Below are 21,474 nucleotides of genomic sequence, written 5' to 3' on the forward strand. Positions count from 1 at the left end.
CGCAGCAACCCCGACCAGACCAAGACCGTCGACCCGTGCAACCTGCAACTGCTGTACCAGGGCCGCAGCCCCAGCTCCGGCGGCGACTACGGCCTCCTGCCGTACCGCCCCGGTGTGCTGACCCTGCAGCGCTAGTCGTTCCCCGGCCGGCCGCCTCCCGGGGCGGCCGGCCCTCCCTTTCCAGGAGGCACCGCCATGCGCACGGCACGACACTGGCTCATCGCCGCGACACTGACCGCCGCACTCACCGCGGCGGGCGCCGCGGCCCTGACCGCACCCGCCTCGGCGGAGTCCAACGGCGGCGTGCGGATCATGCCGCTCGGCGACTCGATCACCGAGGGCACGCAGGTCCCCGGCGGCTACCGCATCGGCCTCTGGCAGCGGCTCGCCGCCGGCGGCTACCGCAACGACTTCGTCGGCTCCCAGTTCAACGGGCCGGCATCGCTGTGGGACCACGACCACGAAGGCCACCCGGGCTGGCGGATCGACCAGATCGATGCCAACATCACCGGCTGGCTGCGCACCACCACCCCGCGCACCGTCCTGCTGCACATCGGCACCAACGACATCCTGCAGAACTCCAACGTCGCCGGCGCACCCGGCCGGCTCTCCACCCTCATCGACCACATCACCGCCGCCGCGCCGAACGCCGACGTGTTCGTCGCCAGCATCATCCCGCTGAGCAACAGCGGCCAGGAGACGGCGGTCCGCACCTTCAACGCCACCATCCCCGGGATGGTGCAGAGCAAGGCCAACGCCGGTAAGCGCGTCCACTTCGTCGACATGCACGCCGCGCTCACCACCGCCGACCTCATCGACGGCGTCCACCCCACCGCCGGCGGCTACGACAAGATGGCCGCCACCTGGTACACGGCGCTGCGTGCCGTCCCCGGCAGCATCGGCGACCCGGGCACGCCGACAAGCCCGAGCACCCCGACCGGCGGCACCGGCAGCGCGCTGGCGAGCGCCGCGTCCGGGCGCTGCCTCGACGTGCCGGGGAGCAACTCGGCCAACGGCACCCAGCCGATCATCTGGGACTGCAATGGCGCGGCCAACCAGCGCTGGACGCTCAACGGCCAGGCGCTGCAGTCGCTCGGCAAGTGTCTCGATTCGCCCACCGGCGCGACCGCCGGCAGCAAGGTCCAGCTGTGGGACTGCCACGGCGGGGTGAACCAGCGCTGGAACCTCAACGCCAACGGCACGATCAGCAACGCGCAGTCGGGCCTGTGCCTCGACGTCGCCGGCAACGCGACCGCCAACAACACCCCCGTGCAGCTGTGGACCTGCACCGCGGCGGCGAACCAGCGCTGGACAAGGAGATGAGCATGAAACGTATCGGTGTGCTCCTGGCCGCGGTGGTCCTGCTGACCGCCGGCATCCTCGCCGCCGTCGTGCGCGGCCCGGACGCGCAGGCCCTCGAGAACGGCGTCGCCCGTACCCCGCCGATGGGCTGGAACAGTTGGAACACGTTCGGCTGCAACATCAACGACACGCTGATCCGGCAGATGGCCGACGCGATCGTCAGCAGCGGCATGCGGGATCTCGGCTACAAGTACGTGGTCGTCGACGACTGCTGGATGAACTCCACCCGCGACGCGCAGGGCAATCTGCAGGCCAACGCGAGCCGGTTCCCGAACGGCATGAAGGCTCTCGGTGACTACCTGCACTCCCGCGGCCTGCTCTTCGGTATCTACCAGGCGCCGCTGGACAAGACCTGCGCGCAGTACTTCGGCAGCTATCCCGGCGCGACCGGCGCGCAGGGGCACGAGGCGCAGGACGCCCGCCAGTTCGCCGCCTGGGGCGTGGACTACCTGAAGTACGACTGGTGCTCACCGACCGGCTCGATCAGCGAGCAGGTCACCACGTTCGCGAAGATGCGTGATGCGCTCGCCGCGACCGGCCGGCCGATCGTGTACAGCATCAACCCGAACAGCATCCACGCGAAGACCGGCCCGCAGCGCAACTGGGGCGACGTCGCGAACATGTGGCGCACCACGGAGGACATCACCAACGCCTGGGACACCGGGCAGAGCAACGGTTACCCGATGGGCATCCAGAACATCGTCAACGTCACCGTGCCGCTCGCCGGTTACGCCGCGCCGGGCCGGTTCAACGACCCCGACATGCTCGAGGTCGGCCGCGGCGGCATGAACGACACCGAGATGCGCAGCCACTTCGCGCTGTGGGCGATGATGGCCTCGCCGCTGATCGCCGGCAACGACATCCGCTCGCAGAGCGCCGCGACCGCGACGATCCTCAAGAACCAGCAACTGGTCGCGATCAACCAGGACAGCCTCGGTCTGCAGGCGACCCAGGTGTCCAACGACGGCACCCGGCGCGTGCTGGCCAAGCGGCTGGCGAACGGTGACGTCGCGGTCGCGCTGTTCAACCAGGGTGGGTCGGCGACGACGGTCAGCACCACGGCGGCCGCGGCCGGCAAGTCGGGCGGCTCGTTCACGCTGCGCGACGCATGGACGAACACCACGAGCACCACGACCGGCAGCATCAGCGCGAGCGTGCCCGCGCACGGCACCGTCGTGTACCGGGTGAGCGGCGGCGGCACGACCACCCCGCCGGCCGGGTCGACGCTCGTCAGCGCCGCCTCCGGGCGGTGCCTCGACGTGCCGAACAGCAGCACCACCAACGGCACCCAGCCCGTCATCTGGGACTGCAGCGGCGGCGCCAACCAGCGCTGGACGGTCACCGGGCAGACGCTGCAGGCCCTCGGCAAGTGCCTCGACGCGCCGCTGGGTGCCACCGCCGGCGCCAAGGCGCAGCTGTGGGACTGCAACGGCGGCACCAACCAGCAGTGGACGCTCAACGCCGACGGCACCGTCCGCGGCGTCGCGTCCGGCCTGTGCCTGGACGTCGACCACAACCTGACCGCCAACGGCACGCCGGTGCTGCTGTGGACGTGCACGGCCGCGGCGAACCAGCGCTGGACGAGAGGATGACGATGCGAAGAGTCGCCGGACTGCTCACCGCCGGTATCCTGCTGGTCGGCGGCACCGCCGTCGTCGTGGCCGCTGCCATGCCCGCAGCCCTGGCCGACAACCCGATCGTGCAGACCGTCTACACCGCCGACCCGGCCCCGCTGGTGTACAACGGGCGGGTCTACCTGTACACCGGACACGACGAGGACAACTCCACCTACTTCACCATGAAGGAGTGGCGGGTCTACTCCTCCGCCGACATGGTGAACTGGACCGACCACGGCTCGCCGATGAACCTCGCGACGTTCAGCTGGGCCAGCGCCAACGCGTGGGCCGGTCAGGTGGTCAACCGCAACGGCAGGTTCTACTGGTATGTGCCGGTCACGAACCGCTCGACCGGCCGGATGGCCATCGGCGTCGGCGTCTCCAACAGCCCCACCGGGCCGTTCACCGACGCGATCGGCCGGCCGCTGGTGGAGAACAACGAGATCGACCCGACCGTCTTCATCGACGACAACGGGCAGGTCTACCTGTACTGGGGCAACCCCAACCTGTGGTACGTGCGGCTGAACGCCGACATGACTTCCTACTCCGGCGGCGTGACGCAGATCCCGCTGACCACCGCCGGGTTCGGCACCCGCACCGGCAACGCGAGCCGGCCCACGCTGTACGAGGAAGGCCCCTGGGTCTACAAGCGCAACGGCCTCTACTACAACGTGTTCGCCGCGAAGTGCTGCTCGGAGTTCATCGGCTACTCCACCGCCCCCGGGCCGACCGGCCCGTGGACCTACCGCGGCACCGTGATGCCGACGCAGGGCGGCAGCTTCACCAACCACGCCGGCGTCATCGACTTCAACGGCGGCTCGTACTTCTTCTACCACAACGGCGCGCTGCCCGGCGGTGGCGGCTACACCCGCTCCGTGGCCGTGGAGAAGTTCAGCTACAACGCCGACGGCACCATCCCGACCATCACCATGACCACCGGCGGCGCACCCCAGGTCGGCACGCTCAACCCGTACGTGCGGCAGGAGGCCGAGACGATCGCCTGGGAGACCGGCGTCGAGACCGAACCCTCCAGCGAGGGCGGCATGAACGTCGGCTGGATCGAGAACAACGACTCGATCAAGGCCAAGGGCGTCGCGTTCGGCGGCGGCGCCACGTCGTTCACCGCCAGGGTCGCCTCCGCCACCAGCGGGGGCCGCATCGAGCTGCACCTCGACGGCGTCAACGGTGCCCTCGTCGGCACCTGCACCGTCGCCGGCACCGGCGGCTGGCAGACCTGGACCAGCGCCACCTGCCCGGTGAGCGGCGCGACAGGCACCCACGACCTGTACCTCAAGTTCACCGGCGGCAGCGGCAACCTGTTCAACGTCAACTGGTGGCAGTTCGCCGGCGGCGGGAGCAGCGACGGGAACCTGATCACCAACGGCTCCATGGAGAGCGGCACGTCCGGCTGGGCGATGTTCGGCAGTGGGACGTTGGCGGCGAGCACCGCCACCGCGCACGGCGGCAACCAGTCGCTGCAGGTCACCGGGCGCACCGCCGCGTGGAACGGCGCCGGCCAGGACGTGACGGCCAAGCTGGTCAACGGCCGTACCTACACGACGAGTGCCTGGGTCCGCACCGGCGGCGGTAGCCCGAGCGCCAAGGCGATGCTGGCCGTCACCGCCAACGGCACGACCAGCTACGTGCAACTGGCCCCGGCGACCGCGGTGAACTCCGGAGGCTGGACCCTGCTGTCCGGCACGTCGACGGTGTCGTGGACGGGCACGCTGACCGGTGCCACCTTCTACGTGGAGACCACCAGCGGAACGGACAACCTCTACCTCGACGACGTCTCGGTGCAGTAGGAGAACGTGATTCGTTTCCACCGGATGGCCGGCGTCGGCGGGTCATCCGGTGGTTATTCAAACAATGGTGCAGCTGTACGACTGCCACAGCGGGGCGAACCAGCAGTGGACCGCCACGTCGAGCAGGCAGCTGACCGTCTGCGGCTCCATGTGCCTGGACGCCGCCGGCTCCGGCAACGGCGCCGCAATGCAGATCTACAGCTGCAACGGCCAGGCCAACCAGCGCTTCAGCCTCAGCTGACGCGCGACGTCGCCGGTGGCCGCACGGCCACCGGCGCGCACCCCCGAACCCGCGCTCGACCAGCCGATCCGCCACGGCAAAGGAGCATCCCGTGCAGCATGACCACACCCCGTCGTCGTCCGACCCGACCCGCAGGCAGGTGTTGATCGCCGGTGCCGTGATCGCCGGGGCGGCGCTGCCACTGCCGTGGACGGCGTCGCCGGCGTCGGCCGCGGCCCCGCCGGAGGTCGGCGCCGCGAACGGCCTTGCACTGTGGTACGAGCAGGCCGCCGGCACCGACTGGCTGCGCGCCCTACCGGTCGGCAACGGGCGCCTCGGCGCCATGGTGTTCGGCAACGTCGACGTGGAGCGGTTGCAGCTCAACGAGGACACCATGTGGGCCGGTGGCCCCTACGACCAGAGCAACCCGCGCGGCGCCGGCGCGCTGGCGCAGATCCGGCAGCTGGTCTTCGCCAACCAGTGGGGCCAGGCACAGACCCTCGTCGACCAGAACATGCTGGGCATCCCGTCGGCGCAGCTGGCCTACCAGACCGTCGGCAACCTCCGGCTGACGTTCGCCGCAGGCGGCTCCGGCGTGTCGCAGTACACGCGGTTCCTGGACCTGACCACGGCCGTGGCCGGCGTCAGCTACCTGCAGAACGGTGTGCGGTTCCGGCGGGAGGTGCTCACCAGCGCGCCGGACCAGGTGATCGCGGTCCGTCTGACTGCGGACCGGGCCGGGTCGATCACCTTCTCCGCGGCGTTCGACAGCCCTCAGCGCACGACGCCGTCCAGCCCGGACGCGGTGACGGCTGCCGTCGACGGGGTCAGCGGCGACCAGCGTGGGCTGACCGGCAAGGTGAGGTTCCGCGGTCTTGCCCGCGCGGTCGCCGACGGTGGCACCGTCAGCAGTTCCGGCGGCACGTTGCAGGTCCGCGGGGCCGACAGCGTCACGCTGCTCGTGTCGATCGGCACGAGCTACGTCAACTACCGTGACACGAGCGGGGATCATCAGGGCAGGGCCCGTGCCTTCCTCGACCTGGCCGCCGCCCGGACCTGGGACCAGCTGCGCAGCCGGCACGTCGCGGACTACCAGCAGCTGTTCAACCGCACGACGCTGGACGTCGGCCGGACCTCCGCCGCCGACCAGCCCACCGACGTGCGGATCAGCCGGCACGCCTCCACCGACGACCCGCAGTTCTCGGCCCTGCTGTTCCAGTTCGGCCGGTACCTGCTGATCTCGTCCTCGCGGCCGGGCACCCAGCCGGCGAACCTGCAGGGCATCTGGAACGACTCGCTGAGCCCGTCGTGGGATTCCAAGTACACGATCAACGCGAACCTGCCGATGAACTACTGGCCGGCGGACACGACGAACCTCGCGGAATGCTTCGAGCCGGTGTTCGGCATGATCCGTGAGCTTGCGGTGACCGGCGCGCGCACCGCCCAGGTGCAGTACGGCGCCGGGGGATGGGTGACCCACCACAACACCGACGGGTGGCGCGGCTCGTCGGTCGTCGACGGCGCGCTGTGGGGCATGTGGCAGACCGGCGGCGCGTGGCTGTCCACCCTGATCTGGGAGCACTACCAGTTCACCGGCGACGTCGCCTTCCTGCAGGCCAACTACCCGGCGATGAAGGGCGCCGCGCAGTTCTTCCTCGACACGCTGGTCGAGGAGCCGTCGCTGCGCTACCTGGTGACCAACCCGTCCAACTCCCCGGAGCTCGCCCACCACTCGGGCGTCAGCGTGTGCGCCGGGCCGACCATGGACAACCAGATCCTGCGGGACCTGTTCAACGCGGTCGCGCAGGCCGCCCAGGTGCTCGGCGTCGACGCCGACCTGCGGACCCGGGTGCTGGCCACCCGCGACCGGCTCGCACCGATGAAGGTCGGCTCCCGCGGCAACATCCAGGAGTGGCTGTACGACTGGACCGAGACCGAGCAGAACCACCGGCACGTCTCGCACCTGTACGGCCTGCACCCCAGCAACCAGATCACCAGGCGCGGCACCCCCACGCTGTACAACGCCGCTCGCCGCACCCTGGAACTGCGCGGCGACGACGGCACCGGATGGTCCCTCGCCTGGAAGATCAACTACTGGGCCCGGCTGGAGGAAGGGACCCGCGCGCACGACCTGCTACGCCTGCTGGTGACCACGGCCAGGCTCGCGCCGAACATGTTCGACCTGCACCCGCCGTTTCAGATCGACGGCAACTTCGGCGCCACCTCCGGCATCGCCGAAATGCTGCTGCACAGCCACAACGCCGAGCTGCACGTGCTGCCGGCGCTGCCCGCCGCCTGGCCCGCAGGGCAGGTGCAGGGCCTGCGCGGCAGGGGCGGCTACACCGTGGGCGCCCGATGGAGCGGCGGTCAGGCCGCCGAGATCACCATCCGGTTCGACCGGGACGCCACCGTCAAGGTCCGCAGCCGGTCACTCACCGGCACGGTCGCGGTCGTCGACACCACTACCGGTGGCACCGTCACCGTCACCCGGCCGGAGGCCGACGTCGTCCAGCTGTCCGGCCTGGCCGGCCGCAGCTACCGCGTGACGGCGCAGGTACAGACGCAGACGTGGGTGCGCATCGGCAACGCGACCACCGGTCTGGTGCTCGACAGCGGCGGCAACGTCGCCTCCGGCTCCGTGCTCAAACAGTGGAACTGGGACGGCAGCAGCAACCTGCAGTGGCAGCTGGCCGACCTCGGCAGCGGCTGGGTCCGCATCGTCAACCGCACCAACGGCCTGGTGCTGGACAGCGCCGGCAACACCGCCAACGGCGCGCCGTGCCGGCAGGCGACCTGGACCGGCGGCGTCAACCAGCAATGGCGGCTCAACGACACCGGCAACGGCCGCCGGCAGATCATCAACCGCGGCACCGGGACCGCGCTGGACGGCATGGGCAACGCCTCGGCCGGCTCCACCGTCGCGTTGTGGGCGCCCAACACCAACACCAACAACCAGTGGACCGTGACCGCGCTCTGAGCGCACACCGCAGCAAGGAGATCCTGATGCGACGCAAATTCCGGGTGCTGCTGCTCGCCGCGGCACTACCCCTCATGATCGCCACCGTGCTGCTGGCGATCCGGCCGGCGGCGGCCGCCGGGATGACCCGGGTCACCAACTTCGGCAACAATCCCACCGGCCTCAACATGTACATCTACGTGCCGGTCAACGTCGCCCCCCGGCCGGCTCTGCTCGTGCTCGTGCACTACTGCGGGGGCTCCGCCAGCGGCATCTTCAACGGCAACGGCCACGACTACGTCAACGCGGCCGACCGGTACGGCTTCATCATCGTGCTGCCCGAGGCGACGCGCAGCGGCAACTGCTTCGACGTGTCGACGCCGGCGGCCCTGCAACGCAACGGCGGCAGTGACTCCACCGGCATCATGTCGATGGTCGCCTACGCCCGCGCGAACCACCCGATCGACGCGTCGCGCATCGTGGTCTCCGGCTTTTCCTCCGGTGCGATGATGACCAACGTCCTGGCCGCGCAGTACCCCGACGTGTTCGCCGCCGCGTCCGCGTTCTCCGGCGTCCCCGCCGGCTGCTTCGCCACCACCAACGGATCGCTGTGGAACAGCCAGTGCTCCGGCGGCACCATCATCCGCACCGCCCAGCAGTGGGGCGACACGGCGCGCGCGATGTACCCCGGCTACACCGGCCGCTATCCGCGGATGCAGCTGTGGCACGGCACGACCGACACCACCGTCGCCTACCCGAACTTCGGCGAGGCGATCAAGCAGTGGACGAACCTCAACGGGCTGGGCCAGACCCCGGCGTTCACCGATCATCCGCAGTCGAACTGGACCCGCACCCGCTACGGCAGCACCGGCACCCAGGCGACCGTCGAGGGCATCAGCATCGGCGGCGTCGGGCACCAGTTGCCGATGTCCGGTCAGCTCGCGTACGCGGTCGCCTTCCTCGGCCTGGACGGTGCGGGCACCCCCACCTCCCCGACCCCCACCTCGCCGAGCCCGACGACCAGCACCGGCGCCACCACCACACTCGTCGGCGCCGCCTCCGGACGCTGCCTGGACCTGCCCGCCAGCAGCGCCACCAACGGCACCCAGCCGCAGCTGTGGGACTGCCACGGCGCAGCGAACCAGCAGTGGACCCTCAACGGCCGGTCACTGCGCTCCCTCGGCAAGTGCCTGGACGCGCCACTGAACGCGACCGCCGGCGCCAAGGTCCAGCTGTGGGACTGCAACGGTGGCCTGAACCAGCAGTGGAACCTCAACGCCGACGGCACCATCCGCGACGCCCGGTCCGGGCTGTGCCTCGACGTGGACCGCGCGGCCACCGCCAACGGCAGCAAGGTCATCCTGTGGACCTGCACCGCGGCGGCCAACCAACGCTGGAGCCGCCGCTGACAGCAGCCGCGACCCGTGCACCGGTACGTGGACAACCACGATCTGGTGCTGGTCATAGCCGGGCGTCGTTGATGAGATATGCGCTGGGACCGCGGCGCCGGTGACGTCGGCCGCCGCGACGACACGTCAGTCCAGGAGGATGCATGCAGCTCGCGAGCGTCACGGTCGATCCTGCGTTCGTCGTCGGGCCGGTCCGCCGGCGGACGTTCGGCTCGTTCGTCGAGCACCTGGGCCGCTGCGTCTACACGGGGCTGCACGACCCGGGTCATCCGACCGCCGACGCGGACGGTTTCCGGGGCGACGTCGTCGACATGGTCCGCGAGCTGGGTGTCAGCACGGTGCGGTACCCGGGCGGGAACTTCGTGTCCGGGTACCGCTGGGAAGACGGCGTCGGCCCGCGCGTGGACCGGCCGGTGCGGCTCGACCTCGCCTGGCACTCGACCGAGCCGAACACCGTCGGCGTCGACGAGTTCGTCCGCTGGGCGCGCAAGGCTGGCGTCGAGCCGATGATGGCGGTCAACCTCGGCACCCGGGGCATCCAGGAGGCGCTGGACCTGCTGGAGTACTGCAATGTGCGCGGCGGCACGGCCTGGTCGGACCGGCGGCGGGCCAACGGCGCTGAGCAGCCGCACGGCATCCGGATGTGGTGCCTCGGCAACGAGATGGACGGCCCGTGGCAGCTCGGGCACAAGACGGCGCACGAGTACGGGCGGCTCGCCGCCGAGACCGCGCGGGCCATGCGGCAGCTCCAGCCCGACCTGGAGCTGGTGGCGTGCGGGTCGTCCGGGCCGGGCATGCCCACGTTCGGGGAGTGGGAGCGCATCGTCCTCGGCGAGACCTACGACGTCGTCGACCTCGTCTCGGCGCACGCCTACTACTGCGAGGAGGACGGCGACCTCGCGTCATTCCTCGCCTCCCCCGTCGACATGGACCACTTCATCGAGTCGGTCGTCGCCACCGCGGACGCCGTCCGGGCCGCACGCAAGGCGGACAAGCGCATCCACCTCTCGTTCGACGAGTGGAACGTCTGGTACGTCAAGCGCGCCGAGTCCCGCCCGCCGTCCGGCGACGACTGGCCGGTCGCCCCCGTGCTGCTGGAGGACCGCTACAACGTTGCCGACGCCGTCGTCGTCGGCAACCTGCTGATCTCGCTGCTGCGGCACACCGACCGGGTGCACGCGGCGTCGCTGGCCCAGCTCGTCAACGTCATCGCGCCGATCATGACCGAGCCGGGCGGCCGGTCCTGGCGGCAGACGACGTTCCATCCGTTCGCGCTGACCGCCCGGCACGCCGCGGGGGAGGTGCTGCGGGTCGCGATCGACGCGCCGGCCCACGACACGGCGCGGTTCGGGCCGGTGCCGCTCGTCGACGCCGTCGCCACGTATGAGCCGGACGCGGGCGGGCTGGTGCTCTTCGCCGTGAACCGGTCGACGGCCGGGCCCGTCGGGCTGACCGTCGACCTGCGGGGCTTTCCCGCGCTGCGGGTCGTCGAGGCGCTGACCCTGTCGAACCCCGATCACACGTGGTCGGCGACGGCGGACGACGCGAAGACCGTCCTGCCCCGCCGCAACCCGTCGGCGACCCGGGACGCGGACGGCGTGCGGGTCGAGCTGCCGCCGGTGTCCTGGACGATGCTGCGCCTGGAGCGCTCCGGATGATCACGGCTTGGCGGGCGGGCCGCCGCACGAGCGGTGACCTCCCTCGGGACTGGGTGCGCCGGCTGGTGCGTCAGCGCCGGTCGAGGTAGGTGAGCACGGCCGGCACCTGTCGGTTGTCGGCGACGCCGTCGGGCGGGTCAACCGTGTGGAAGACGGCGCGGACGTGCGTGCCGACGGTGGTGACCGAGACGCCGATCGGCTCGGCGTCGCCCGGGCGGTGAGGCCTTCGGCCATCGACGCCAGGGTGTCCGGCTCCCGGTCGGTCAGCCGGTCCGGCGGCCCGGTGCCGCGCGGCGCGGCGCGGCTCCAGCGTCGCCCGGATGCAGCCCGGCGCGGCGATCGCCCAGGGCGCTACAAACATCTGATATCTGTGTCAATGCTGTTCAGGAGACCGCCAACATCGTCCCATTGGATGCGTGACGGTCGCGGGCGAGTGAAGCTTCAGGTTCAAAGAAAGCGTTATATGGCATCTCGTCGCCGAGTCGCGCTGGTGTGAACCGTATGGACGACGGTCATTTACAAATCCGTCGACCCGGGTCAGGGACTCTTGCCGTATGCGGCTTGAGCTGGTACTTCATTGAACTGGCGCGACGTGATGACGGGACGTAAGCGGTCCGCCGCGATCCACCCCTTGAAGCTTGAGCGACATTCTGGCACTGTCATTGAACGCTTGATCCGAGCGCTTCCGCCGCCAAAGTTGCTCTTGATGCCACCTCACCGCACCGCCCTTGCGTGTGAGCGCTAACAAACTCTCCCTGTGCTCGCAGGTCGGCAACGGCACGCCGCCACCTGTCGCACGTCGAACCGGAGCGTGATGCATGAAGCCCTTTCTCGCCGCGGCCGCATCGGTGCCCTGCTGGTGGCGGCGTCGCTGCTGCTGGCCGGCGCCGTCGGTGTCCTGCGCACGACGTCCGCACAGGCCCTCGAGAACGGCGTCGCCCGTACCCCGCCGATGGGGTGGAACAGTTGGAACACGAGCTTTCACCCTCGCGGCGCTGTCCGCCACGGGCCGCGGGTGCGGTGAGCCTCCCGCGCGCCGCCCTCGCCGCGCCGAACACCGCCTACGTGTGGGCTACGTCGTCCGGCTCGACCCGAACGACAACACCTCGACGTTCCGCGCCGACGCCACCTTCACCCGCATCGCGGGGCTGGCCGACGCGGCCTGGTCGTCGGTCCGGTCGTACAACTACCCGAGCCGCTACCTCAGGCACGTCAACTACGCGCTGCGCATCGACCCGCTCAGCGCGAGCTCCAGCGCCGCGGACCGGCAGGACGCCACCTTCCGGGTGACCCCGTAGGTCCATCACCCCCGCACACCGGCCGGGACGTGCGTCCCGGTTGGGTGCTCCATCCGTCCTTTGGAGGATCACCATGTCTCGATCCCCGTTCTCCCGCCGGAGGTTCCTGACCGTTCTCGGCGCGACCGGTGCCGCGCTGACCGCCGGCGGCGCCGAACTCATCCGCGCGCTGCCCGCCGCGGCCGCCATCCCCGGACCGACGAGCTACTCCGCCACGTGGGCGTCGGTCGACCAGCATCCGCCCGCCGCCGAATGGTTCCAGGACGCCAAGTTCGGTATCTACTACCACTGGGGCGCGTTCAGCGTGCCCGCGTACGCCAACGAGTGGTACCCGCGAAACATGTACAACAACGGCTCGAACGAGAACAGCCACCACAAGAGCGTGTACGGCGATCCGTCGGTGTGGCCGTACCACAACTTCATCAACGGCGCCCGGGACAAGGCCGGCAACCTCGTGCAGTTCGCGCCGCGGCTGCGGTCGGCCGGGGGCAACTTCGACCCGAACGAGTGGGCGCAGCTGTTCCTCGACGCCGGTGCCCGCTTCGCCGGGCCGGTGGCGGAGCACCACGACGGCTTCTCCATGTGGAACAGCAGCGTCAACGAGTGGAACTCGGTCAACCGGGGACCCCGGCTCGACCTGCTGCGGCTGCACGCCGACGCGATCCGCGGCAAGGGCCTGAAGCTGCTGGTCGCGATGCACCACGCGTACAACTTCACCGGCTTCTACCAGTGGGCGCCGGCGCAGTCCGACGCGAGCCTGCGCAAGCTGTACGGCCAGCTCGGCGCCGCCGCCGAGCAGCAGCTCTGGTACGACAAGCTCCGCGAGGTCATCGACGGCTACCAGCCGGACATCCTGTGGCAGGACTTCAACCTCTCGCAGGTGCCCGAGTCGCGGCGGCTGGACTTCCTGTCGTACTACTACAACCGCGCCGTCGCCTGGAACAAGGAGGTCGTCGCCACCTACAAGGACGGCTTCAACAACCGGGGCGAGGTCTTCGACTTCGAGCGCGGCGGCCCGGCCGGCATCCAGGCCCCGTACTGGCTCACCGACGACAGCATCTCCAGCTCCAGCTGGTGCTACACGGTCGGCATCGGCTACTACCCGGCGAACGCGCTGCTGCACACGCTGATCGACCGGGTCAGCAAGAACGGCAACATGGTGCTCAACATCGCGCCGATGGCCGACGGCACCATCCCGTCCGGGCAGCGCACCGTCCTGCTGAGCATCGGCGACTACCTGCGCCGCTTCGGCGAGTCCGTCTACAGCACCCGCGCCTGGAGCGCGTTCGGTGAGGGGCCGACGCAGATGGGCGGCGGAACGTTCCAGACGCCGCGGACCGGCACCGCACAGGACATCCGGTTCACCCGCAGCAAGGACAGCCGCGTGCTGTACGCGACGATCCTCGGCTGGCCCGGCAGCACGGTCAACGTCACCACGCTGTCCGCGAGCCGGATCAACCTTGGCACGCTGACCTCCGTGCAGCTGCTGGGTTCCACCGCGGGGACCTACATCAACCTGCCCACCCGCACCCAGGACGGCAGCGGCCTGCGGATCACCATGCCGTCGGGCACGGCGCCGTACAGCGCTCCCGCCTACGTGGTGAAGCTGACCTTCTCAGGCTCCATCCCGGCGCTCGGCGGCGGCAGTGGCGTCCCCAGCGGCTGGGCCAGGATCTCCAACGTCGCGACCGGCCTGGCGCTGGACAGCGGCGGCGGCGTCGCGTCCGGATCGCAGCTCAAGCAGTGGAGCTGGGACGGTAGTGCGAACCTGCAGTGGCAGCTCGTCGACGCCGGGGGCGGCTGGTACCGCATCGTGAACCGCACCAACGGGATGGTCGCCGACAGCTGGGGCGATACCGCGAACGGCGCGACCGCGAGGCAGGCGCCGTGGAACGGCGGCAACAACCAGCAGTGGCGGCTCGACAGCATGGGCAACGGCCGCTATCAGATCGTCAACCGCGGCACGGGAACCGTCCTGGACAGCGGCGGCGACACCACTGTCGGATCCCGGGTCAAGCTGTGGGCGGCGGGCTCCAGCACCAACCTGCAGTGGACCATCACCGCGGTCTGACCGCCGGCGACGTTGGCGAGAACATCAGATGTTCCGCCAGGAAGTGCTGGCGGTAGCGGTAACGGTGGGTCATAAGTGCAGGGCTATGGACAGTCGTCAGAGCCTGGTCTATAAATACATCTGATGTCTGGCGGACGCCTCGTCAGGCAGGTCCGCTGTACGCCCCGCACAACACCCCTCGCGCGCCGCGTGCGCCACCCACACCCCGACATCCGGTCCACGCTCCCGCGTCCGCGGGCAGCGGCGGTCGACCGTGCCGACCTGCGCTTCGCGGCGCGCACCCAATTCGAAGCGCACCACGGAAGGAGACCCGTGAACCGTAAAGCTCTGCTCGGCTGCGGTCTGGCTGTCGCGCTCGGCGCGGCCACGCTCACCACTGGCTGCGGCAACGACGGCGGGTCCGGGACCGGCACCACAGGGAGCTCGGCGCCGCTGGTCGGGGTCGACTACCCGCGCTCGGACACCGACTTCTGGAACTCCTACATCAAGTACGCGCCCCAGTTCGCCAAGGAGCTGGGTGTCGAGCTCAAGGCCACCAACTCGCAGAACGACATCGCGAACCTCATCTCCAACGCGCAGACGTTCATCAGCCAGGGCGTGAAGGGCGTCGTGATGGCGCCGCAGGACACCGCGGCGATCGCCCCGACGCTGGGGCAGCTGGACGCCAAGAAGATCCCGGTCGTCACCATCGACACGAGGCCGGACACCGGCAAGGTGTTCATGGTGGTGCGGGCCGACAACCGCGCCTACGGCACCAAGGCGTGCCAGTTCCTGGGCACGAAGCTCGGCGGCAAGGGCAAGGTCGTCATGCTGCAGGGCGACCTCGCCTCGATCAACGGCCGGGACCGCACCGAAGCCTTCAACGAGTGCATGAAGAAGGACTTCCCCGGCATCACCGTCTTCGGCGAGGCCACCGACTGGAAGGCCGACGTCGCCGCGGCGAAGCTACAGACCCGGTTCGCGTCCGACCCGGACATCAAGGGCATCTACATGCAGTCGTCGTTCGCGCTGTCGGGCACGCTGCAGATCCTCAAGCAGAAGGGCCTGCAGGTCCCGCCGTCGGACCCGAAGCACGTCTTCATCGTCTCCAACGACGGCATCCCCGAGGAACTCAAGAACATCGGCAGCGGCGCCATGGACGCGACCGTCAGCCAGCCGGCCGACCTCTACGCCAAGTACGGGCTCTACTACGTCAAGGCGGCGATCGACGGCAAGACCTTCCAGCCCGGGCCGACCGACCACGGCAGCACCATCATCCAGGTCCGCGACGGCCTGCTCGAGGACCAGCTCGCCGCGCCGCTGGTGACCCAGGACGGTGCCACCATCGGCGGCCAGCCCAGCCTCAAGTTCGACGACAAGTCCCTGTGGGGCAACAGCGTATGAGCTCCGCCCGGCAAGGCACGACCGACGGGCCGGTCCCCAGCGGCCGGCCCGTCGTCGAGGCCGTCAACATCACCAAACGGTTCGGCTCGACCGTCGCGCTGTCCGAGGCCGGCATCGTGGTGCAGCAGGGCGAGACCCACGCCCTGGTCGGGCGCAACGGCGCCGGCAAGTCGACCCTCGTCGGCATCCTCACCGGCCTGCAGGCGCCCGATGACGGCGCCGTCGCCTTCGACGGTACGCCGGCACCGTCGCTCGGCGACCGAGACGGGTGGCGGCGGCGCGTGGCGTGCGTGTACCAGAAGTCGACCATCATCCCGGCACTGACCGTGGCGGAGAACCTGTTCCTCAACCGGCACGCGCGCGGCTCCGGCCGGCTGATCCGCTGGTCCGCACTGCGGCACGAGGCCGAGCGGCTGCTCGCCACCTGGGCGGTCGACGTCGAAGTCCGCCAGCCGGCCGCAACGCTGTCGGTGGAGCAGCGGCAGTTCGTCGAGATCGCACGGGCCCTGTCGTTCGGCGCGCGGTTCATCATCCTCGACGAGCCGACCGCGCAGCTGGACGCCGCCGGCATCAACCGGCTGTTCGAACGGATCCGCCACCTGCGGGCACAAGGGGTCACCTTCCTGTTCATCAGCCATCACCTGCAGGAGATCTACGAGATCTGCGATCAGGTGACGGTCTTCCGCGACGCCCGGCACATCCTCACCGCGCCGGTGGCGCAGCTGAGCCGCCAGGCACTGGTGGCCGCGATGACCGGCGAGGACGTGAGCATGCCCGAGGCCACCCACCGGCCGCTGGCGGCCGACGCGCCGGTGCTGCTGTCCGTCCGCGGGCTGACCACCCGCTCCGGCGCCGAGCTGTCGATGGACGCGAGGGCGGGAGAAGTCGTCGGCATCGCCGGCGGCGGAGGCAGCGGCAAGGTCGAGGTCGCCGAGGCGATCGTCGGTCTGTCCCGCCCCGCGGCCGGGACGGTCGTGCTCGACGGCCGGGTGCTGCGCCCGGGCAACGTGGCGGACGCGCTCGACGCCGGCGTCGGCCTGGTGCCGCAGGACCGGCACCGGGAGGGCCTGGTGCCGCAGCTGTCCATCGGGGAGAACGTCACGATGACCGTCCCGCATCGCATCGGACGCAACGGGTTCATCTCCCCGGCCCGCCGCGACGTCTTCGCCCGTGCCGCGATCGCCGACCTCGCCGTCAAGGCGCCCGGCCCGCACGTGCCGGTCTCCGAGCTCTCCGGCGGAAACCAGCAGAAGGTCGTGATGGGTCGCGCCCTGGCCGGCCACCCGAAGCTGCTCGTGCTCATCACGCCGACCGCCGGCGTCGACGTGCGCTCCAAGCAGACGCTGCTCGGTGTCGTGGAGACGGTGCGTCGTCACGGGACCGCCGTGCTCATCGTCTCCGACGAACTGGACGACCTGCGCCAGTGCGACCGGGTGCTGGTGATGTTCCGGGGCCGAGTGGTCGGGGAGAAGCCGCACGGCTGGACCGACAACGAACTGGTAGCCGCCATGGAGGGGGTCGATGTCGACCATGACTGACACGTTGCCCGAGACCGCGGTGTCCGCGCCGTCCGAGGTGCGCCGGAGTCTCGCCTTCGCGCGGCTTCGGGACCTGGCGCTGGTCCCCGCGATCGTCGCCGTCGCCGTCGTCGGATACATCGTCAATCCGGTCTTCCTGCGGTCGGACAACATCGTCAATGTCCTGCAGAGCATGTCGGAGATCTCCGTGCTGGTGCTCGCCCAGACCATGGTGCTGATCACCGGCAAGATGGACCTGTCGCTGGAGTCGACGTTCGGGCTCGCCCCCGGCATCGCCGCCTGGCTGATCATCGACCCGGCCGTCACCCACGGGCTCGGCGTCCACGTCCTGCCGCCGGCCCTGGCCATCCCGGTCGTGCTGCTCGTCGGCGTCCTGGTCGGTGCCTTCAACGGTCTGCTCATCGTCCGCTTCGGCCTCAACGGGTTCATCGTCACCCTCGGCATGCTCATCGTCCTGCGCGGACTGCTGACCGGGATCTCCGGCGGCAAGACCTTCTTCGCCCTGCCGACGTCGATGACCTACCTCGGCTCCACCACCTGGCTCGGGGTTCCCGCGTCGGTCTGGATCTCGCTGCTGCTGTTCGCGGCCGGGATCGTCGTGCTCGGCTTCACCCGCGCCGGCCGCGCGCTCTACGCGATCGGCGGCAACGTCGACGCGGCCCGCGCGGCCGGTATCCGCACCGACCGGATCCTGTGGACCACGCTGATCGTCGCCAGTGCGCTGGCGGCGCTCGCGGGCCTGATGATGAGCGGCCGGCTCGCCGCCGTGCCCGCCGCGCAGGGCAACGGCGCCATCTTCCAGGTCTTCGCCGCGGCGGTCATCGGCGGCGTCAGCCTCAACGGCGGCAAGGGCACCGTGTTCGGCGCGTTCACCGGCGTCCTGCTGCTGTTCATGATCATCAATGTGCTGACGCTGGCAGGCGTGCCCGCCCAATGGACCAACTTCCTCAACGGCGCCGTCATCCTCGTCGCGCTGGTGCTCTCCCGGATCACCGGCGGCAAGGCACAGACGTGACACGGCCGATCGCCGGGCCCGCGACCGCCCGGGTGCTGCCGTGCAGCGCCAAGAACCGTCCAAGACCCCCCAAGGAGCATCGGTGACTGAGCGCATCTCGTCCGTGGACACCGTCGACGTCAGGTTCCCCACCTCCCGCCACCGGGACGGGTCCGACGCGATGAACCCGTTCCCGGACTACTCCGCCGCGTACGTGGTGCTGCGCACCACCTCGGGCGCGGAAGGCCACGGTCTCGTGTTCACCGTCGGCCGGGGGACCGAGATCGCGGTCGCGGCGATGCGGTCGCTCGCCGGGATGATCGTCGGACAGCCTGTCGAGGAGCTGCTGGCCGACCCGGGCGCCGTCGCCCGGCGCCTCACCGGGGACAGCCAGATCCGCTGGCTCGGGCCGGAGAAGGGCGTCGTGCACATGGCCGCGGGCGGGTTGGTCAACGCCGTGTGGGACCTCGCCGCCCGGCGGGCCGGCAAGCCGTTGTGGAAGCTGCTGGCCGACCTCACCCCGGAACAGGTGGTGGCCCAGGTCGACTTCCGCTATCTGCGCGACGCGCTCACCGAGGACCAGGCGCTCGCCCTGCTGCGGGGCGCCGCCGGCGGCCGGGCGGACCGGGAACGGATCCTGCTGGAGCGCGGGTATCCCGCCTACACCACCACGCCGGGCTGGCTCGGCTACGACGACGAGAAGCTCGCCCGGCTGTGCCGGGAGGCCGTCGACGCCGGCTACCGGCTGATCAAGCTGAAGGTCGGCGGCAACCTGGCCGACGACGTGCGCCGGATGGGCATCGCCCGGCAGGCCGTCGGCCCGGAGATCCGCATCGCCGTGGACGCCAACCAGATCTGGGGCGTGCCCGACGCCATCGGATGGATGCGCGAGCTCAGCGCCTTCGACCCGTACTGGATCGAGGAGCCGACGTCACCGGACGACGTGCTGGGCCACGCCGCGGTCCGCCGGGCGGTCGCGCCGATCAAGGTCGCCACCGGCGAACACGGCCACAACGCCGTGATGTTCAAGCAACTGCTGCAGGCCGGTGCGATCGACGTGGTGCAGATCGACGCGTGCCGGGTCGCCGGCGTCAACGAGAACCTGGCGATCCTGCTGCTCGCGGCGAAGTTCGGGGTGCCGGTCTGCCCGCACGCCGGCGGCGTCGGGCTGTGCGAGCTGGTGCAGCACCTGGCGATGTTCGACTTCGTCGCGGTCAGCGGCAGCGTCGAGGACAGGGCCATCGAGTACGTGGACCATCTGCACGAACACTTCGTCGACCCGGTCCGTATCAGCGGCGGCCGCTACCTGGCACCGACGGCACCGGGTATGAGCGCGCAGATCGTCCCCGCGTCGCTGGCCGCGTTCCGCTTCCCGGACGGCCCGGAATGGGCCGCGCAGGAGCAGCCGCTCACCACCGTCGCCTGACGCCCGCATCCACCACGACGACGGAGGCGACGTGATCATCGACGCCCATCATCACCTGTGGCGGCCCGAACAGGGCTACGACTGGCTCGACGGGCCGGGTCTGGAAGCCATCCGGCGGCCGTTCACGCCCGCGGACCTGACCGCCGAGCTCGCCGCGGCCGGCGTCACCGGCACCGTCCTGGTCGAGGGCGGCCGGTGCCACGTCGACGAGGCCGCGCAGTTCCTGGGCCATGCCGCCGACACCCCGGCGATCGCGGGGGTCGTGGCGTGGATCGACGTGGCGGCACCGGGTGTGGCGGCGACGATCCGGCGGTACCGGCGGCTGCGCGGCGGCGAGCTGTTGGTCGGGCTGCGCTCCCAGGTGCAGGGCGAGGATGACCCCGACTACCTCGACCGGCCGGCGGTGCGGCGCAGCCTCGCCGAGATCGGCGCGTCCGGGCTCGCCTTCGACCTGGTGATCCGCGCCGATCAGCTGCCGGGCGCCGCGCGTGCGGCGCGGGCGCTCCCGCACCTGCGCCTCGTGCTCGACCATCTGGGCAAACCACGCATCGACGAGGGGGAGGAGGGGTTGCGGCGGTGGCGGGAGCCGTTCGCCGCCCTGGCCGCCAACCCGAACGTCACCTGCAAGCTGTCGGGGATGGTGACCGAGGCGGGGCCCGGGTGGTCGGTCGAGGCGCTGCGCCCGTTCGTCGCCGTCGCGGTGCAGCGCTTCGGCCCCGGGCGGCTGATGTTCGGCTCGGACTGGCCGGTGTGTCTGCTGGTCGCCGACTACCGCGGCGTGCTCGCCGCCCTGCGCGACGCGTTGCCGGCGCTGTCGCCGAGGGACCACGCCGAGATCTTCGCCGGGACGGCGATGCGCATCTACGGCCTTGCCGGGCGGCTGGTGCCCGAACGGCCGTCCGGTGCGCCAGCATGACCCGCGGCGCCGTCGCGGACCGCCCGTCGCGCCGGGTCCCGCTACCGGCCGTCGGCGATCGGCGCGGACAGCACTGCGCGCAGCCACGCCTCGGACGTGTTGACGTGCAGCAACGCGCTGGCGTGGGCGAGCAGCTGGTCCCGGGACCGCAGCGCGAGGTAGATCGCGTGATGCTCGTCGATCGTCGTGTGCGCCGAGTTGCCCTCGATCAGCCCGCGCCACACCCGGGCCCGCACGGTCCGGCTCGACAGCCCGTCCAGCAGCGAGGTCAGCGTCTCGTTGCCGGTCGCCGCGACCACGGTGCGGTGGAACGCCGTGTCGAACCCGATGAGCTTCTCGGCGTCGTCGGCGGCGCCGCGCATGTCCTCGAGGATCTGCGCGAGCTCGTCGAGGTCGTCCTCGGACATGCGCAGCGCCGCCATCCCGGTCGCCACCGGCTCCAGCATGCGCCGCACCTCCATGACCTCCAGCAGGGTGTCGTCGCGCAGCAGCTCGACCGCGACGCCGAGACCCTCCAGCAGCAGTCGCGGCGCGAGGCTCGTCACGTAGGTGCCGTCGCCGCGGCGCACGTCGAGCACGCGGGCCGACTCGAGCACCTTCACGGCCTCCCGCACTCCGCTGCGCGACAGCCCCATCTGCGCGGCCAGCTGCTGCTCGGGCGGCAGCCTCGAACCCGGCGGCAGCTCACCACTCTGGATCATGGCGCGGATCCTGGTGATGGCTTCGTCGGTCAGTGCCACCGCGCCTCCTCCGAGCCGGTCCTGGACCCGCCGGCACGGGAGGCGTCCCGGCGGACCTCCACTATAGATACATCAGATGTTT

General features: G+C 70.5%; 17 protein-coding genes. 15 read left to right on the forward strand and 2 right to left on the reverse strand.

Translation table 11 applies throughout. The features are described 5' to 3' along the window. Positions 1 to 195 precede the first annotated feature (195 nt). The 7 genes from AB0J72_RS56085 to AB0J72_RS56115 all read left to right on the forward strand — a co-directional run bounded on the left by AB0J72_RS56085 (position 196) and on the right by AB0J72_RS56115 (position 11,026). Positions 196 to 1,323 carry a ricin-type beta-trefoil lectin domain protein gene (locus AB0J72_RS56085; RefSeq protein ID WP_363416549.1) on the forward strand — a complete coding sequence of 376 codons (1,128 nt, stop codon included), beginning with the start codon at positions 196 to 198 and terminating at the stop codon, positions 1,321 to 1,323. Positions 1,324 to 1,325: 2 nt separating this feature from the next. After that, positions 1,326 to 2,954: a ricin-type beta-trefoil lectin domain protein gene (locus tag AB0J72_RS56090; protein ID WP_363416552.1), complete on the forward strand. Its 1,629-nt coding sequence runs from the start codon at positions 1,326 to 1,328 to the stop codon at positions 2,952 to 2,954. A 77-nt stretch (positions 2,955 to 3,031) separates the two neighbouring features. Further along, the gene (locus tag AB0J72_RS56095) at positions 3,032 to 4,783 is read left to right on the forward strand and encodes a family 43 glycosylhydrolase (protein ID WP_363416607.1); all 1,752 of its coding nucleotides are present in this window, start codon (positions 3,032 to 3,034) and stop codon (positions 4,781 to 4,783) included. Between the two features lie 49 nt (positions 4,784 to 4,832). Further along, positions 4,833 to 5,024, forward strand: coding sequence for a ricin-type beta-trefoil lectin domain protein (locus AB0J72_RS56100; protein ID WP_363416555.1), 192 nt, complete (start codon positions 4,833 to 4,835; stop codon positions 5,022 to 5,024). Positions 5,025 to 5,115: 91 nt separating this feature from the next. Further along, positions 5,116 to 7,980 (forward strand): glycoside hydrolase N-terminal domain-containing protein, encoded by a 2,865-nt coding sequence (locus AB0J72_RS56105; RefSeq protein WP_363416558.1) that lies wholly within the window; start codon positions 5,116 to 5,118, stop codon positions 7,978 to 7,980. A 26-nt stretch (positions 7,981 to 8,006) separates the two neighbouring features. Further along, positions 8,007 to 9,368: a PHB depolymerase family esterase gene (locus AB0J72_RS56110; RefSeq protein WP_363416561.1), complete on the forward strand. Its 1,362-nt coding sequence runs from the start codon at positions 8,007 to 8,009 to the stop codon at positions 9,366 to 9,368. Positions 9,369 to 9,511: 143 nt separating this feature from the next. Then, positions 9,512 to 11,026 carry an alpha-N-arabinofuranosidase gene (locus AB0J72_RS56115; RefSeq protein WP_363416564.1) on the forward strand — a complete coding sequence of 505 codons (1,515 nt, stop codon included), beginning with the start codon at positions 9,512 to 9,514 and terminating at the stop codon, positions 11,024 to 11,026. A gap of 70 nt (positions 11,027 to 11,096) precedes the next feature. On the opposite strand, the gene AB0J72_RS56120 is transcribed toward AB0J72_RS56115, so the two are convergent. Next, positions 11,097 to 11,387: a hypothetical protein gene (locus tag AB0J72_RS56120; RefSeq protein WP_363416567.1), complete on the reverse strand. Its 291-nt coding sequence runs from the start codon at positions 11,385 to 11,387 to the stop codon at positions 11,097 to 11,099. 396 nt (positions 11,388 to 11,783) lie between these two features. Between AB0J72_RS56120 and AB0J72_RS56125 the strand changes: the two genes are divergently transcribed. From AB0J72_RS56125 to AB0J72_RS56160, 8 genes are all read left to right on the forward strand, one after another. Then, positions 11,784 to 12,050, forward strand: coding sequence for a hypothetical protein (locus tag AB0J72_RS56125; RefSeq protein WP_363416570.1), 267 nt, complete (start codon positions 11,784 to 11,786; stop codon positions 12,048 to 12,050). 43 nt (positions 12,051 to 12,093) lie between these two features. Further along, positions 12,094 to 12,324, forward strand: a complete 231-nt coding sequence (locus AB0J72_RS56130; protein WP_363416573.1) for an AbfB domain-containing protein — start codon at positions 12,094 to 12,096, stop codon at positions 12,322 to 12,324. A gap of 73 nt (positions 12,325 to 12,397) precedes the next feature. Next, on the forward strand, positions 12,398 to 14,395 hold the full coding sequence (locus AB0J72_RS56135) for an alpha-L-fucosidase (RefSeq protein WP_363416576.1): 1,998 nt from the start codon (positions 12,398 to 12,400) through the stop codon (positions 14,393 to 14,395). Between the two features lie 312 nt (positions 14,396 to 14,707). Further along, on the forward strand, positions 14,708 to 15,778 hold the full coding sequence (locus tag AB0J72_RS56140; RefSeq protein ID WP_363416579.1) for a sugar ABC transporter substrate-binding protein: 1,071 nt from the start codon (positions 14,708 to 14,710) through the stop codon (positions 15,776 to 15,778). Continuing rightward, positions 15,775 to 17,316: a sugar ABC transporter ATP-binding protein gene (locus tag AB0J72_RS56145; protein WP_363416582.1), complete on the forward strand. Its 1,542-nt coding sequence runs from the start codon at positions 15,775 to 15,777 to the stop codon at positions 17,314 to 17,316. The genes AB0J72_RS56140 and AB0J72_RS56145 overlap by 4 nt, the downstream gene beginning before the upstream one ends. Beyond that, positions 17,309 to 18,331 (forward strand): ABC transporter permease, encoded by a 1,023-nt coding sequence (locus tag AB0J72_RS56150; RefSeq protein WP_363416585.1) that lies wholly within the window; start codon positions 17,309 to 17,311, stop codon positions 18,329 to 18,331. Before AB0J72_RS56145 ends, AB0J72_RS56150 begins: the two co-directional genes overlap by 8 nt. Positions 18,332 to 18,413: 82 nt before the next feature. Then, positions 18,414 to 19,736, forward strand: coding sequence for an enolase C-terminal domain-like protein (locus AB0J72_RS56155; protein WP_363416587.1), 1,323 nt, complete (start codon positions 18,414 to 18,416; stop codon positions 19,734 to 19,736). A 31-nt stretch (positions 19,737 to 19,767) separates the two neighbouring features. Further along, a complete protein-coding gene (locus AB0J72_RS56160; protein ID WP_363416590.1) occupies positions 19,768 to 20,652 on the forward strand; it encodes an amidohydrolase family protein in 885 nt (294 codons plus the stop codon). Between the two features lie 41 nt (positions 20,653 to 20,693). Here AB0J72_RS56160 and AB0J72_RS56165 read toward each other — a convergent pair whose 3' ends face one another. Then, positions 20,694 to 21,392: a FadR/GntR family transcriptional regulator gene (locus AB0J72_RS56165; RefSeq protein WP_363416593.1), complete on the reverse strand. Its 699-nt coding sequence runs from the start codon at positions 21,390 to 21,392 to the stop codon at positions 20,694 to 20,696. Positions 21,393 to 21,474: the final 82 nt, after the last annotated feature.

The sequence above is a fragment of the Dactylosporangium sp. NPDC049742 genome (genome assembly GCF_040674675.1).
GTDB lineage: Bacteria > Actinomycetota > Actinomycetes > Mycobacteriales > Micromonosporaceae > Dactylosporangium > Dactylosporangium maewongense.

Bases quoted from the DNA above. Each gene is read 5' to 3' on its own strand.
- AB0J72_RS56085 (WP_363416549.1), top strand. From the start codon at position 196: ATGCGCACGGCACGACACTGGCTCATCGCCGCGACACTGACCGCCGCA.
- AB0J72_RS56110 (WP_363416561.1), top strand. From the start codon at position 8,007: ATGCGACGCAAATTCCGGGTGCTGCTGCTCGCCGCGGCACTACCCCTC.
- AB0J72_RS56135 (WP_363416576.1), top strand. From the start codon at position 12,398: ATGTCTCGATCCCCGTTCTCCCGCCGGAGGTTCCTGACCGTTCTCGGC.
- AB0J72_RS56090 (WP_363416552.1), top strand. From the start codon at position 1,326: ATGAAACGTATCGGTGTGCTCCTGGCCGCGGTGGTCCTGCTGACCGCC.
- AB0J72_RS56145 (WP_363416582.1), top strand. From the start codon at position 15,775: ATGAGCTCCGCCCGGCAAGGCACGACCGACGGGCCGGTCCCCAGCGGC.
- AB0J72_RS56150 (WP_363416585.1), top strand. From the start codon at position 17,309: ATGACTGACACGTTGCCCGAGACCGCGGTGTCCGCGCCGTCCGAGGTG.
- AB0J72_RS56115 (WP_363416564.1), top strand. From the start codon at position 9,512: ATGCAGCTCGCGAGCGTCACGGTCGATCCTGCGTTCGTCGTCGGGCCG.
- AB0J72_RS56095 (WP_363416607.1), top strand. From the start codon at position 3,032: ATGCCCGCAGCCCTGGCCGACAACCCGATCGTGCAGACCGTCTACACC.
- AB0J72_RS56120 (WP_363416567.1), bottom strand. From the start codon at position 11,387: ATGTTTGTAGCGCCCTGGGCGATCGCCGCGCCGGGCTGCATCCGGGCG.